Below are 15,041 nucleotides of genomic sequence, written 5' to 3' on the forward strand. Positions count from 1 at the left end.
GATGGGAGAATTTGCTAACAAGTTCGAGGCCAAACCACTTTTCTATCAACGTGCTTATCTGGGCAGCTTACTGCTAATTTATGTCAATTCAGGGAATTTAGAAAAGTATTATCAAACACTAACCGATTTTAACTTCCTGATGGCAAAGATTCAACATCCTGAGTTTGGAGTGCAGGCACTGATTGATGATTTCCATTTAGTTGACGATTCAGAAGCATTAAGTAACCCAGAGTACAACCCAGAAAAAGCAAAAGCTCTGAACTTGATTCGCTCGGTATTGTGGAGATCATCGGATATTTTAGAGCGAGACAAAACGCAACTAGCAGAGCAATTGTGGGGGCGATTGGTACACTTAAAAATACCACAAGTTTATACAATACTGGAGAAAGTAAAGCAACAGAAAATAGCACCGTGGTTGCGTCCTTTGACACCTTGTTTAACTCCCCCTAGCAGGGAAGTAATCCGCACCCTCAAAGGTCACAGACACTGGGTAAATGCAGTAGCCGTCACTGGTGATGGCAAGCAGGCGATTTCTGGTTCCAGAGACAACACCATTAAAATCTGGGATTTAACAACTGGAGAGGAACTGGTTACTCTTACTGGTCACAGAAAATTGGTAAATGCAGTAGCCGTCATTACTGATGCTAAGCGGGCGATTTCTGGTTCGAGAGACAACACTATTAAAGTCTGGGATTTAACAACTGGAAAGGAACAGTTTACTCTTACTGGGCACAGCAAATCGGTAAATGCAGTAGCCGTCACTGCTGATGGCAAGCGAGCGATTTCTGGTTCAGATGATAAAACTCTCAAAGTCTGGGATTTACAAACAGGAGAAGGATTTTTTACTCTTACTGGTCACAGCAAATTGATAAATGCAATAGCCGTTACTGCGGATGGTAAGCAGGTGGTTTCTGGTTCGAGAGACAAAACCCTCAAAGTTTGGGATTTAACAACTGGAGAGGAACTGCTTTCTCTTACTGGTCACAGTGACTGGATAAATGCAGTAGCAGTCACTGCTGATGGTAAGTGGGCGATTTCTGCTTCGAGAGACAAAACCCTCAACGTCTGGGATTTAACCACTGGAAAGGAACTGTTTACTCTTACTGGTCACAGCAAATCGGTAACAGCAGTAGCCGTTACTGCTGATGGCAAGTGGGCGATTTCTGGTTCGAGAGACAACACCCTCAAAGTCTGGGATTTAACAACTCGAAAGGAACTGTTTACTCTTACTGGTCACAGGCAATCGGTAAAATCAATAGCCGTCACTACTGATGGCAAGCGGGCGATTTCTGGTTCTGATGACAAAACCCTCAAGGTATGGGATTTAACAACAGGAGAGGAACAATTTACTCTTACGGATCACACCTACTCGGTAACAGCAGTAGCCGTTACTGCTGATGGCAAGCGGGCGGTTTCTGGTTCGAGAGACAACACCCTCAAAGTGTGGGATTTAACCACTGGAAAGGAACAGTTTACTCTTACGGGTCACAGATACCCGGTAACAGCAGTAGCCGTCACTGCTGATGGCAAGCGGGCGATTTCTGGTTCGTTGGGCAACCTCTTTGTTGGTGAAAAGCTGGATATTTCTGATATAAACAGCACCATTAAAGTATGGGATTTAACAACTAGAAAGGAACTGTTTACTCGCAAAGATAGCGGATTCTTGGATAATGTACTAGCATTCACTGCTGATGGCAAGCGGGTGCTTTCTCATTGTTTCAAGGGTATCAGAGTCTGGGATTTAAAAACTGGAGATAACCTGTTGATTCTTGCTGATGAGGGTTCCTTGGTAACATCAGTAGCTGTCACTGCTGATGGAAAGTTGGCGATTTCTGGTTCGTACCACATCAAAGTCTGGGATTTAAAAGCAGGAGAGAAACTGTTTATTCTTGCTGGTCACAGTGACCGTGTAAATGCAGTAGCTGTCACTGCTGATGGCAAGCACGCAATTTCTGCTTCGAGAGACAACACCCTTAAAATCTGGGATTTAACGACTCGAAAGGAACTGTTTACTCTTACCGATCACAGCAAATCGGTAAATGTAGTAGCCGTCACTACTGATGGCAAGCGAGCGATTTCTGGTTCAGATGACAACACCATCAAACTATGGGATTTATCGACTGGAAATCTCATTGCTAGTTTCACGCTTGAAAATCCGATCGCCTGTTGCGCCATTGCACCCGATGGAGTAACAATTGTGGCAGGCGACCAATCCGGCCGAGTATATTTCCTGCGGCTAGAAGGGATGGAGGAACTAACATGAATTCCTCACCTCTGCCAACTCCGATCTCTACCGCCGCTTACCCAAAAGAATTTCAGCAACTCCTGCGAGAAAAAACCGAGAATTTTACAGGGCGCAAGTTTGTTTTTTCTGCCATTTCCGACTTTCTGGACTCCCACAGCCACGGTTATTTCACAATTGTCGGCACTCCCGGCTGCGGCAAAAGTTCCATCCTCGCTCAATATGTCACCGCCCATCCTCGCAGTATCTATTACAACGCTGCAGTTGAGGGCAAAAATCGAGCTGAAGATTTTCTCGCTTCAGTCTGCACTCAACTGATTGACAAATACCTTGCCGCCAATGGGGAAACATCCGAAATCCTCAAGCTAAAATCTCAACTTCAAAATCTCGAATCCCATGATGGGAGTTGGTTTCTGTCTTTGTTGCTTCAGCAAATTAGCGATAAATTAAACGTAGCTTGCGAGACGGCACGTCATCGCCAACGGTTGATAATTGTAATTGATTCTGTAGACGCGATCGCCCGCACGAGTCAGCCTCCCAGCACAAATCTGTTTTATCTGCCGAGATATTTGGGCGATCGTACTTATTTTATCCTCGCCCGCCGCCCGTTTTTGAGAGAGAAATCCGGTTTGTTAATTGAAACCCCCTCTCAAACTCTCGATTTAAGAGATTATCCCGCCCAAAATCGGGAAGATGTCCTTAACTACATTCAGCAATACCTATCAACCGCACCGGATTTAACTCAACCCGAATTCTGCCAACAACTCGCCACTGTCAGCGAAAACAATTTCATGTATCTGAGTCAAATGTTAAGGGCGATCGCCGAGAATTCACGCCCCGATGCTAATCTGGGAGAGTCCTCACTTCTCTCTGAACTTCCTCCCGGTTTAGCAGCCTATTATCAAAACCACTGGCTGCGGATGGGAGGTGAGGGCTTATCGGCGATCGACTTGTCTGTGCTGAATGTTTTGGTAAAATCCCCAACAGGTTTGTCTGTAAGTGCGATCGCCAATATAATTGATCAGGATGAATACGATGTTGAAAAAACATTAGACAATTGGATAGAGTTCTTAAATAAACAAGAAATCGAAGGAGAAATTTGCTATAGTTTGTATCATAATAGTTTCCGCGAATGGCTAGGCAAACAATCTATTTTAGAATCATGATGAGGACACGGCGCCGTGTCCATTGGAGTCAACAAACACGTTAAACCGATAGTCCGACAGGGGTTGAAACCCCGGCCTCAAAGCGAAAGTCCTCGCTTCAGAGGACTAATGAATGATTCAGTCCTCTTTTAGAGGACTTTAGCTATTAGACAGGGAATTCATTCCCTGGCGGACTAGCGGGTAGGCGGGAGGACTAGCGGAGGAAAAGTTTAAGTAATATCAATTCCGATGCCACCGAGTTTTATATTATATCAAAAACAATACAACAATGAAACGAGCAGTATTTCTCGATCGCGATGGCGTTCTCAATATCGAAGTCGGCTACATCCACAAAGTAGAAGATTTGAATTTAATCCCCGGAATAGCCCAAGCTGTACGCCGCTTAAATGACCAACAAATATTTTGCTGTTTGGTTTCCAATCAATCGGGCCCAGCGAGGGATTATAATCCGATTAGCCACATAGAAGCTTTGCACAAACGCCTGTGTCACTTATTAGAAAATGAAGCCGGAGCAAAGTTAGATGCTCTTTATTACTGTCCTTATTTAAGCGCAGCCGAAGGCGGAAAAAACCCAGAATTTACGCGGTATTCGACTTGGCGAAAACCAAATACAGGAATGTTAGTAGCGGCGGCTTGGGAATACGATTTGGATTTGCGAAATAGTTTTATGGTGGGGGATAAAGCGACTGATGTTGATATGGCTCACAATGCCGGCTGTACTGGTATTTTGGTGCAGACTGGTTACGGGGAAAGCGTGTTGAGTGGGGAGTATCAGCACCATACTAAACCGGATTTTATTGCAGCAAATTTAGCGGTGGCGGTGGACTGGATTTTGCAACACTTTGATTAGTTTTTGTAGGGGCATTTAAGTTTTTTGCCGTTGAGTCGAACAGGAAAGTGCTACGTAAGGAAGCGCGACTGTGAAGGTTGTACCCACGCCCATTTTGCTTTCGCAGGCGATCGCGCCTCCTTGCAATTCGACAGCTTTTTTAACAATGGTTAATCCCAAACCGTTACCTTTAATCTTTCCCGTATTCTTGCAGCGGTAGAACATTTCAAATATTTTCCCTACTTCGGTTTCTGGGATGCCGATACCTTCGTCTCGGATACGCATAATTAGTAAGGGAGAGTTAATATTTGTAAATAGGGAATTGCCAAACAAACACTGAGGAGATAAGCAGAAAATAGCTTCTTTGTCTCCCTCGCCTGCTTGACGGTATTCCAATTCCAAGGTGACTTGCCCGCCGTTTGGAGAATATTTCATGGCGTTGACGATTAAGTTAGAAATAATGCCGTGCAGCAATTGTTGATCTAATATTGCACTGGTAACATCTGATGGGATTAATGTTAGTTTGTGCTTGGCTTCATTTCCTAACTGCAATTGATCGAGCAAGTCTTGACAAAATTCGACTAAATTTATCGGTAATGGATTGCATTTGAGTTGACCTGCTTCTGCTCTCCCCATAAACAGCATATCATCGATTAGCTGGTTCATCTTTTGGGTAGCTGAGTGCACCAGGCGCAGGGTTCTAACTTGGGATTCGTCACGGCTGCGAGTTCGATCGAGCTCTAGAAGTTCCGCAGAGATTAAAATCGCGTTGAGCGGGTTCCGCAATTCGTGAGCGGCCATTGAAATATACTGGTTTTGGCGGTGCGATTTTTCTTCCACCGACTCTGTGGCTGCTTCCGCGGCTTTGAGAGATTCTCGCATCTTGGTTTCGATTTCGTGTCTGTGCAGGGCAATCTCGATCGCCACCCGTAAATCATTTTGTTGAAATGGTTTTATAATGTAACCGAATGGATCTGTAAGTTTCGCTCTTTGCAGCGTTTTATCGTCGGCATAAGCTGTTAAAAATACTGTCGGTACATTCATATTAGTTCTGATTTTTTCGGCTGCTGTTACCCCGTCTATCTCACCTTTAAGCACGATGTCCATCAACACTAAATCGGGCGGGGTTTCTAGAGCTTTTTGAATTGCTTCTTCTCCTGAAGAAACTGTAGCGGTTACTGCATATCCCAGTTTTTTTAATCGGCCTGCTATGTCTTGCGCTACAATAACTTCGTCTTCGACAACCAAAATTTTTATAGGGTTCATTTTTCCTTAAATGCGTCGCCGATAATTTAACTCTTTAAAAATTAAAGTGTAGCAGGTTCCACACTGACTGTCAATGGCAATACTCGCATCTAATTGGCAAGACAACATTCTCACTAATCGCAATCCTAATGTTTCAGGATTTTCTACGTCGAAACCCGCCGGGAATCCGCTACCATTATCTTGAATAATTAATTGGAGTTCCTGAAAACTTAATTCCTTAAATTCTATGTTAATTTCACCTTTCGCACTTTTGCTAAAAGCATATTTTAGGGAATTAGAAACTACTTCGTTTATAATTAAACCGCAAGGAATGGCTGTTTCTATGTTTAAATAAATTGGGTCAAGGTTGAGATTGAATTGGATGGCAGTGTTGCCGCAACCAAAAGATTGATACAAATTAGCAACCAAGTTTTCGACGTAGGGGGGAAGGGCGATGCGATCGAGATGTTCGGATTGATAAAGTTGCTCGTGAATCAGAGCCATTGAATGGATACGGGTCTGGCTTTCTTCAAATAAAGCTAGCGTCGGTTCGTCTTCAATATATTGAGCTTGAAGTTGCAGCAAGCTGGAAATTACCTGCATATTATTTTTGACTCTGTGGTGAATTTCTTTGAGCAATACTTCTTTTTCGCGGAGTGCTGCTTGGATGCGGGCCTCGGTACATTTGCGATCGCTGATATCTTCGGCAATACCCGCGATGCGGTAAATTTTGCCCGATTCGTCGTAAATGGGAAAAGCTCGATCGCACACCCAGCGAATTGTGCCGTCTGGCAGAAAAATCCGATATTCGGTATTGGTGGACTCGCCCTGCAAAACTCGCCCCATTGCCTCTTCCAACAGGAGTTTATCTTCTGGATGCACCCACTCCATCATTTTTAATGGATCAGCATACAATTCTTCGCGACTGCGCCCCCAGATTTGTTCGTAAGTTGGACTCAGATACAATAAATCGGTGAAGTCCGCAGACATTAGCCAGAAGGAATCTTGGATATTTTCTGCTAACTGGCGGAAGCGTTCTTCACTTTCGCGGATGGTTTTTTCTGCCTGTTTGCCTGCGGTAATATCTACCGCAATGCCCACGATGCGGTAAACTTTACCAGATTGATTTCTAATGGGAAAAGCCCGATCGCGAATCCAGCGTATTTTGCCGTCCAGCCTGACAATTCGATATTCTATCTCGTCTTCAGACTCAATTTGTCTAGTTAAATTAGCAATAACGCGCTCGCGATCTTCTGGATGGAGGGAATCTGCAAAAAAGCGCCTGTTAGCATACAAATCAGCGCAGCTTCGGCCCCAAATCTTTTCGTAAGCCGGACTGATATAAATAATTTCCTGGGGTTGAACGTTTACCATCCAAAACACGCTTTCAATGTTTTCTGCTAGCTCTCGGAACCTTTCTTCGCTTTCTTTCAGCGCTGCTTCGGTTTTTTTGCGATCGCTAATATCTTCTGTCACTACTAGATTGTAAACTGCCCCGCTCAGCGGTTCTTGGATGAGCGATACTGTAATATTTACCCAAACTACAGTGCCGTCTTTGTGCAGTAAGCGTTTTTCCATTTTAAAACTGTCAATTTGGCCGGCAAATAATTGCTTGTTTTGTTCTAAATCTGCATCTATATCTTCTGGGTAAGTAACGTCCATCCAAGTTCGCGACAGCAGTTCGCTCGCAGTATATCCCACTATATCGCAGAATTTTTGATTGACTCGCAAATAGCGGCCTGTTGCGTCAGGGTGGGTAATACCGACTGCCGCTTGTTCGACGGTTGCCCGAAAGCGTTCTTCGCTATCTCTGAGGGTTGCTTCTGCTTTTTTGCGATCGCTAATATCGCGCTGTACGCCAAAATACCCGATGATTCTGCCGTGGGAATCGTAAATGCAAATATAGTCGCCTTCTATCCAAACTGGAACTCCGTCAAACGTGCGATTCTCATTTTCGATGTGAATTCTGCCAGCATCAAAAAATTGCTTGATTATCTCTCTGCTACCAGTCAAGTCGTGCGACAAGAAAGAGTAAAGCGTCCGGCCAATAAACTCTTCCCTAGTACCTCCGTATTGAGCTATCAAAGCATCATTTGCCTTCGTTACCCGCCCGTTAGCAAATATGTAATCCAAAACTTTTTCTTTGTCAACTGTATCGTCCCAGTGGACGGGTTCGTCCAGCATCATAAAGAAAAAACCATCTAAAGATTGAGAGAAAAACAATTCTAGCTGTTCCTGGCTTTTCCGCAGAGCTTTTTCGGCGCGCCAGCGAGAGAGAACTTCTTCCTGCAATTGATCGTTGGCTGTTTTCAAGTCCTCAGTGCGCTTTTGATATTTAATTTGTAGCTGATTTTTGATTTCTTCCAGCGCTATTTCTGCCTGTTTTTTTTCGGTAATATCTTGAGTAACGACCATTCCTGCAAAAATTTCTTCCCGGTCGTTTTTGACGGGAACAATTGTTGTTGAATAAATGCGATCGCCGTATTTATATTCAAAAGTATTCTCTTTTCCTGCCAAAGCAGCGCGATATGTAGTCTCAAAAAGTTGCCAATCTTCAGGTGGGGATACTTCCCACAATGTTTTGCCTTCCAACTGTTCTTTGGACAAACCAACTACTGCCAAACCTTGGCCGTCAACCAGAGTATAGCGCAAATCGCGATCGAACAAAAACACCGACCCATTCGGATAATGTTTGATGAGAGTTCGGTACATTTCCTGGCTTTTTTCCAGAGATGTGATTAACCGAATACGATCGTCCTCGGTGATATCCGATTCAGTTACGGAGCCCGAAATGCCAGGATTCTCGACTGCTTTGAGTTGTGCTTCTAATTTCTGGCACAATTCTCTCTGCTGCTGCAAATCCTCTTCTAGTTGCCGAATTTTTGCTTTTTGCTCTGCTACCAATGCTTCGCAGGTTTCCAGAGGTCGATCGATCTTGGTAGGATCAATACACATAATTGCTCTAGGTTTAGCAGTAAAGGCTTGAGCTTTTTCAAGTTAATACTAACAAAGCTCAAGCCTGCACTGCCAACTTACAGCAGATTCAATTTATATGCGGTACACACAATCAAGTTGTAACTAAGGTGCGTCGCCACCCGTCAAGGAGCAAATTCCATTGAACCATAGAACAGATCCGCACCCTACATAAATCGTTTCCGGTTGCATCGGTATTGTTCAAACAGTCAACAGTCAACAGTCAACAGTCAACAATTATTTAGGAACTCCCGCCGTCAAGACTTCATGACTTTCCAATGTTACCAAAACATCATCTTCAATTCTCACACCAATACCGCGCCATTTTTCAGGAACCTCCGGCTGTCCTTCAACCGGTTTAATATAAGGAGAAATATAAATCCCCGGTTCCACCGTCAGCACTTGTCCTGCCTGCAAAACTTGCGGATTTTCGCCGTACTGATAAACGCCGACATCGTGCACATCCAATCCCAGCCAATGACCAGTGCGGTGCATATAAAATGGCTTGTATTTCTCTTCTTTAATTATCTCTTCAATGTCCCCCACCAAAAGTTTTAAATCCATTAAACCTTCCACCAAAACGCGCACTGCTGTTTCGTGAATTTTGCTGTAAGGATTTCCCGGATATACTTGACTAATTGCCTGCAATTGTGCTTGCAAAACTAAGTCATAAATTATCTGTTGTTCAGTTGTAAATTTGCCGCTAACAGGAAAGGTGCGAGTAATATCGGCGTTGTAGTAACCGCAAGCACAACCAGCATCTATTAGCAACAAATCGTTTTCCTGCATTTGGCGGTTGTTTTCGATGTAGTGGAGGACGCAGGAATTGTAACCGGATGCAACAATTGAAGGGTAAGCGGGAGTGCAGCCATTTAAGCCAAAAGTATGTTCTATTTCAGCTTGAATTTCATATTCGTATCTGCCCGGCTTAGCGAATTCTTGGGCGCGGTTGTGCGCTGCAACTGAGATATTAGCGGCTTTTCGCATTAATGCTAATTCAGTTTCGCTTTTCACCAGCCGCATCGGGTGTAAAATGATGTTGGAATCTTCGATCGCTGTCGGGCCTGTGCCGCGTTTTGGGTAGGTTGCCATCAAGCGCTGCCAGTGATTGAGGACTGTTTGGTCGAAAGTACGATCGCGCCCGAAGTGATAGTATATGCGATCGGCCTTTTCTAAATATTTCGGCAGTTTTTCCGCAAGTTCGGCGATGGGAAAAGCTTCATCCGCGCCGTAAAGTTCTTTAGCGCCTTCTACTCCGGCGCGATAACCGTGCCAAGTTTCTTTTTCCAAGTCTTTTGGCTGCACAAACAAGACAAATTTGTGTTCTTCGTGGTGCGGCGCGAGCACTGCTACCGCCGCAGCTTCGTTGAAACCTGTTAAGTAGAAAAAATCGCTATCTTGTCGGTAGGCGTATTCTACATCGTTGTGCATGACGGCTGCGGGTGCGCTGCGAAATATCGCCGTCCCGCTGCCAATTTTTGCCATTAACTGTTCGCGTCTTTGCCGATATTCGGTGGGGTTGGTCATCCGATTTTAGATTTTAGATTTTAGATTTTAGATTTTAGATTGAGTGTAATATTAACACTCAGCGGTTTCAAGCGCTGCTTGTCAGACTTGCACCCGCAAGGCAAGGGTTGAAGATATAGGTGCTCTGTTTTTTTTCTGGGTCTACAGCAGTTCTCAATCTTGGTGAGGTATGCCCTATGCCCTATGCCCTATGCCCTATGCCCGCTTATCAAGCGTACACCTCATATTACTGAGAAAGGCTATACTTATTTATTCTCTGGTTCTGCGATCGCCAATTGACAAGTATAGTCAACCAGCCCAGACAAAGATGAGTTGCGATCTACTAAAGTCCATCTCCGATCGAAATTCGACCAATTTTCGCCATCTTGGCTAACTCTGACAGTTCTCAACTGTCGTTGCTTGCAGTCAACTTCCATTTGCGCCAACAATTTCTCGTTACTAAACTGTTGAGTTACTAAAATAGTTCTGACTGGATAAGAGGGAGCACCGGGAATATCGGATTTGCTTAATTCAACGCTGCTGGAGTCGATGCAAATATCTACAAAACATCTTAATTTTTCGGCGCGGGCGCTCAAATTAATGCCAAAAATTAATGTTGAAATTACTATCAAACAAATCGATGAACTCTTAATCATATAGCAGGAGGAAGAAGTTTCTTTTGACTGGGCGGTTGAAACCGCTGCTACACAGACAAAACCCGCCTGCGCGGGTTGAATTTCTTCAGTCCGCGCAGGCGGACTTTGTTTGTGTAGCAGCGAATTCTATTCGCCCTCAATATTCACTCTTCTTTTTAAAGCTGAGGAACGTATTGTTCTTTTTCAGGAACAAAAGTGTATTCAGAGACAATTAGGCGCAACTCTTCGCCGTCGATGGTTTCTTTTTCGATCAACAAATCGACTAAGCGATCGATCACGGTGCGATTTTCGCGAATAATTCGGCGGGCGTCGTCGTAGCAGTGATCGACAATCGATCGAACTTGTCCGTCAATCCGAGAGGCTATTTCTTCGGAATATTCCGATCGCGCTGTGTAGTCGCGGCCAAGGAAAATTTCGCTTTGCTGGGCTTCCAGGGCGATCGGGCCCAAGGTAGACATCCCATAGCGAGTCACCATTTGCCGCGCCATGCCGCTTACTTGCTGCAAATCGTTGCCGGCACCGGTGGTTACTTCGGCATCGCCGAAAACTACTTCTTCGGCTGCGCGGCCACCCAAAGCACCGCTAATGCGGGCTAAAATTTGCGATCGAGAAATCAAACCTTGGTCTTCGCTGGGCATGAACCAAGTCAAGCCGCGGGCCTGTCCGCGAGGAACTAAGGTAACTTTTTGAACTGGATCGTGGGCTTGAATGATTGTACCGACGATCGCGTGGCCGATTTCGTGGTAAGCAATCAAGCGCTTGCTCTTGCTGTCCACCAAGGGAGTGCCTTCCATACCTGCTACCACGCGATCGACTGCATCGTCAACTTCGAGCATCGTAATCGCTTCTTTGCGGCGGCGGGCGGTTAAAATCGCAGCTTCGTTGAGCAAGTTAGCCAAATCAGCGCCGGTAAAACCAGGAGTACGGCGGGCGATGGCGTCCAAAGAAATTTCCGCAGACAGCTTCTTGTTGCGCGCGTGAACTTCCAAAATTTCCAAGCGGCCTTTGATATCCGGCGTATCTACGCTAACTTGGCGGTCAAAACGTCCCGGACGCAGCAGCGCTGAGTCGAGCACGTCGGGGCGGTTCGTGGCAGCAATGATGATAATGCCAGTATTGCCCTCAAAACCGTCCATTTCGGTCAGCAACTGGTTCAGGGTTTGTTCGCGTTCGTCGTTACCGCCGCCGATACCGGCGCCGCGCTGGCGACCCACTGCATCGATTTCATCAATAAAGATGATGCAAGGAGCATTTTCTTTAGCTTTCTTGAACAAGTCCCGAACGCGGGAAGCGCCGACACCGACGAACATTTCCACAAATTCCGAACCGGAGATGCTGAAGAAAGGCACGCCGGCTTCGCCTGCGATCGCTTTTGCCAGCAAGGTTTTACCGGTTCCGGGAGGGCCCACTAGCAGCACGCCTTTGGGAATCTTTGCCCCGACTGCGGTGAAGCGTTCGGGTTTTTTGAGGAATGTCACTACTTCTTGTAGTTCTTCTTTGGCTTCCTCAACGCCTGCTACGTCGTCGAACAGTACGCCTGTTTTAGCTTCCATTTGAAAGCGAGCTTTGGATTTGCCAAAGTTCATGGCTTGGCCAGGGCCCCCTGGCACGTTGCCACCGCGGCGGAAGAGGAAAAACAGGCCTCCTACTAACAAGAGGGGAAATACTAGATTGCCTAAAAGTCCCCAGACAGCGCCGTCGTTGCGTAGTGGGTGAGTGTCGAAGCTGATTTTGGAGTCTCTGAGCCTAGAAACCAGTTCCGGGGCATTTGAGGGCAAGTCTACCCGCCACCGCTGCTCGTGATTGTCCAGTTCGGGATCGACTGCTAGGACAATAGCCGTCCGACCTCCGTCGTAAAGGTCAACGCTGGTCACTCGACCGGCGTTTAAGTAATCTAAGAATCGACCGTAGCTTAGGCGGGTGCTGGCGGTGTTCTTGCTCATTTCTGCCGGAGATGGGGCAAAGGCCCCCTGCCACAAGAAAAAGCCGATGACTAAGGCGGGTAAAGTCCAAAGTAGTATAGTTCGCCAAGAAATTTTCATAAATGCGGATGCCTTGAATTGGGGACAGATCGGGTAAGATCGCGGTGTCGGAGAAGTGCGACAAAAGTTTACACTCAGAATCTTAACTAAATTTAACTTAACAATGCACTCTCAGGCAACAGGCCGTATTGCCGCGATCGATCGAGAATACTCCTCGACCGAAACCATCCAGGGTACAAGCCCCCGGACCGCGGCCCCTGTTGTCGCCTCTAAAATCTAAAATCTAAAATCTAAAATCTAAAATCTAAAATCTATTAAGGGCGATCGTCCCGAATATAATGTTTGGTGCTGATTTCGATACCGATCTAGGTAGAGTTAGAAGAATCGCCGCAAAACCCACTGTCTTTAAGCGTGGCAGTGTCAAGGGATAAGGCATGATAATGGTGAGGCTCAGTGAGGTAACACATTTCAATGACAACTAGACAGCTTGTTCCTAATTCGGCTATGCTGACCCAGCAGACTAAAGTCGCTTCTAACAACAAATCGATTATTAGTGCTGATTTGGGTCGGACGGCAACTAAAGCTTGCGTGAGTCGCAACCCTAGTAGCGTTGTTTTCATCCCTGCCAACGTGGCTACTATGCCCGTGGAAAAGGTGCGGGGTGGCAGCTTTGAGTCCAAAGCAACAGACCCTCTGTTGGATATGTGGCTGGAGTACCAGGGCAAGGGCTACGCGATCGGTCAATTGGCGGCAGATTTTGGCGCTAATCTCGGTGGCGCTGACCAGTCGAAAGTAGTAGATGCTTTGGTTAAGGTCTTTTCCTGTGCTGGATATTTCCAGATGAAAGGCGAAATAGCAGTTGTGCTGGGTTTGCCGTTTTATTCGCAGGATCAGTTTGAGAAGGAAAAGGAAGAGATTATCAGCCAACTGCGCTCTCCCCACGTTGTGGTGTACCGGGGCGAGCGTGTGGATATTAACATCAGTCACGTTTGGGTGATGCCGGAAGGGTTCGGCAGCCTGATTTGGTGCGAGGCTCAAGATAACAAGGAGTTTACGCCGGAGTTGCCCGAACTGTCGGTGGCTGTTGTTGATATCGGACACCAAACTACCGATTTGTTAATGGTCGATCGTTTCCGGTTCGCCCGGGCGGCTTCAAAGAGCGATTCCTTCGCAATGAACAAGTTCTACGAACAAGTTGCCTCAAAGATTCCGGGAGCTGACCCTCAATCTCTGTCTTTACTGGAAGCGGTGAATAAACCCGAGGGCCAGCGTTTTTACCGTCCCAGAGGAGCGACTAAGCCGACTAATTTGGATCCGATTATTAAGGACTTGCGGGAGGCTTTCGCTAACGAACTGTCCGAACGTTTGGTGCAGTGGCTGCCCGAACGTGTGACGGATGTGGTTCTGACTGGCGGTGGCGGCGAGTTTTTCTGGGAGGTTTTGCAACCTTTGCTTAAAGACGCCAATCTTAAGGCTCACTTGGCTCAGCCTTCCCGGAAAGCTAATGCTTTGGGACAGTTTATTTATGCTGAGGCTCAGCTAGCCACGATAAAGTAACGCATTAAGGCTTGAACCCTATGGCACTGTGGGCAAAAAATAAGGCGAATTTCTCGGTGGCGTTTACGGAAGATGCTGCGGATCAAACTTTGCTGGCCGCTATTGAAAAAGAGTTGGCTTTCACGAAGTATCAGACTTTCAGCAATCTCTGCAAGCAAGCTTTGTGGCAGTTTTTGTCTGTATCTGAGTCTGCTAGCTCTACACAGAGCTTTCAGCGGTTGGAACAGCGTATTGCTGAACTTGTGGTAAAATTTGCTGAGTTTGAGCACAATGTTTCGGCAGAGGAATTAAGCCGTTTGGAGGGACTGGAACATCACCTGAATCAACTCAGCGCGCAGTTGGATCAATTGCAGGGGAGTGTTAACAGTAAGTTTGCTCAAGTTTCTTTTGCCCCAGTTTCAAAAGTAGTAGAGCCTGGCCCGATTGAATCTGAATCTGTGGCGGATGATAATGTAGTGTCTGATGCTGAAGTTGCTCCTCCTCGGGATTCCGATCCTTTGTTGGAGCGTTTAAGTTCTTTGTTACCCCAAGATTTCTAAAATGAGGTAGATTAACAGTAAGACTTTTTCTGACATTTGCTAACAATCACTTACATTTGCCAGAGATATTTATATCATATAAGCTGTTGCGGCATTTAAGTTGTCTGTCAAAAAAAATTAAAGTCTTGTGGGGAGTAGGGGTTGGGCGGGACGCCCGCCCTGAATATACAATTTAAATGCGCGACAGCTTAGAATGAATTTAGCCACTCTGATTTAGGTGAAAAACCTTGGTAGTACGCAACCGCTATATAAATAAGTTGCCTCTACACTATCAAAGCAAATAATCAGATTGGCGTGGGGCTGTAAGCGATAACCAAGCTGAAGGCAAGAATATAAGTGCTTGTAG

10 protein-coding genes are annotated in these 15,041 nt (G+C 45.8%); 5 read left to right on the forward strand and 5 right to left on the reverse strand.

Going from position 1 to position 15,041, the window contains the following annotated elements:
* The first annotated feature begins 1 nt into the window (after position 1).
* From QUB35_RS12565 to QUB35_RS12575, 3 genes are all read left to right on the forward strand, one after another.
* Positions 2-2,263, forward strand: a complete 2,262-nt coding sequence (locus QUB35_RS12565; RefSeq protein ID WP_333142216.1) for a WD40 repeat domain-containing protein — start codon at positions 2-4, stop codon at positions 2,261-2,263.
* Positions 2,260-3,408: an ATP-binding protein gene (locus QUB35_RS12570; protein ID WP_333142217.1), complete on the forward strand. Its 1,149-nt coding sequence runs from the start codon at positions 2,260-2,262 to the stop codon at positions 3,406-3,408. The genes QUB35_RS12565 and QUB35_RS12570 overlap by 4 nt, the downstream gene beginning before the upstream one ends.
* Before the next feature lie 268 nt (positions 3,409-3,676).
* Entirely contained in the window at positions 3,677-4,258 is a 582-nt protein-coding gene (locus QUB35_RS12575; RefSeq protein ID WP_333142218.1) for an HAD family hydrolase, read from the forward strand.
* A 15-nt stretch (positions 4,259-4,273) separates the two neighbouring features.
* On the opposite strand, the gene QUB35_RS12580 is transcribed toward QUB35_RS12575, so the two are convergent.
* The 5 genes from QUB35_RS12580 to ftsH2 form a co-directional block, all read right to left on the reverse strand.
* Complete coding sequence (locus QUB35_RS12580; protein ID WP_333142219.1) at positions 4,274-5,503, reverse strand: ATP-binding protein; 1,230 nt, start codon at positions 5,501-5,503, stop codon at positions 4,274-4,276.
* A 6-nt stretch (positions 5,504-5,509) separates the two neighbouring features.
* On the reverse strand, positions 5,510-8,437 hold the full coding sequence (locus QUB35_RS12585) for a PAS domain S-box protein (protein ID WP_333142220.1): 2,928 nt from the start codon (positions 8,435-8,437) through the stop codon (positions 5,510-5,512).
* A gap of 255 nt (positions 8,438-8,692) precedes the next feature.
* Positions 8,693-9,982 carry an aminopeptidase P N-terminal domain-containing protein gene (locus tag QUB35_RS12590; RefSeq protein ID WP_333142221.1) on the reverse strand — a complete coding sequence of 430 codons (1,290 nt, stop codon included), beginning with the start codon at positions 9,980-9,982 and terminating at the stop codon, positions 8,693-8,695.
* Between the two features lie 245 nt (positions 9,983-10,227).
* Positions 10,228-10,593, reverse strand: coding sequence for a hypothetical protein (locus QUB35_RS12595; RefSeq protein ID WP_333142222.1), 366 nt, complete (start codon positions 10,591-10,593; stop codon positions 10,228-10,230).
* A 179-nt stretch (positions 10,594-10,772) separates the two neighbouring features.
* Positions 10,773-12,659: an ATP-dependent zinc metalloprotease FtsH2 gene (gene ftsH2, locus QUB35_RS12600; RefSeq protein ID WP_006633417.1), complete on the reverse strand. Its 1,887-nt coding sequence runs from the start codon at positions 12,657-12,659 to the stop codon at positions 10,773-10,775.
* Positions 12,660-13,070: 411 nt separating this feature from the next.
* Between ftsH2 and QUB35_RS12605 the strand changes: the two genes are divergently transcribed.
* The gene (locus QUB35_RS12605; protein ID WP_333142223.1) at positions 13,071-14,156 is read left to right on the forward strand and encodes a ParM/StbA family protein; all 1,086 of its coding nucleotides are present in this window, start codon (positions 13,071-13,073) and stop codon (positions 14,154-14,156) included.
* Positions 14,157-14,176: 20 nt separating this feature from the next.
* Positions 14,177-14,695, forward strand: a complete 519-nt coding sequence (locus tag QUB35_RS12610) for a hypothetical protein (RefSeq protein WP_333102109.1) — start codon at positions 14,177-14,179, stop codon at positions 14,693-14,695.
* The last annotated feature ends 346 nt before the right edge of the window (positions 14,696-15,041 follow it).

It is taken from the genome of Microcoleus sp. B13-B6 (assembly GCF_036705405.1).
Taxonomy (GTDB): Bacteria; Cyanobacteriota; Cyanobacteriia; order Cyanobacteriales; family Microcoleaceae; genus Microcoleus.

Coding starts and splice junctions, on each gene's coding strand:
- QUB35_RS12565 (WP_333142216.1), top strand. CDS start 2: ATGGGAGAATTTGCTAACAAGTTCGAGGCCAAACCACTTTTCTATCAA.
- QUB35_RS12570 (WP_333142217.1), top strand. CDS start 2,260: ATGAATTCCTCACCTCTGCCAACTCCGATCTCTACCGCCGCTTACCCA.
- QUB35_RS12575 (WP_333142218.1), top strand. CDS start 3,677: ATGAAACGAGCAGTATTTCTCGATCGCGATGGCGTTCTCAATATCGAA.
- QUB35_RS12580 (WP_333142219.1), bottom strand. CDS start 5,503: ATGAACCCTATAAAAATTTTGGTTGTCGAAGACGAAGTTATTGTAGCG.
- QUB35_RS12585 (WP_333142220.1), bottom strand. CDS start 8,437: ATGTGTATTGATCCTACCAAGATCGATCGACCTCTGGAAACCTGCGAA.
- QUB35_RS12590 (WP_333142221.1), bottom strand. CDS start 9,982: ATGACCAACCCCACCGAATATCGGCAAAGACGCGAACAGTTAATGGCA.
- ftsH2 (WP_006633417.1), bottom strand. CDS start 12,659: ATGAAAATTTCTTGGCGAACTATACTACTTTGGACTTTACCCGCCTTA.
- QUB35_RS12605 (WP_333142223.1), top strand. CDS start 13,071: ATGACAACTAGACAGCTTGTTCCTAATTCGGCTATGCTGACCCAGCAG.
- QUB35_RS12610 (WP_333102109.1), top strand. CDS start 14,177: ATGGCACTGTGGGCAAAAAATAAGGCGAATTTCTCGGTGGCGTTTACG.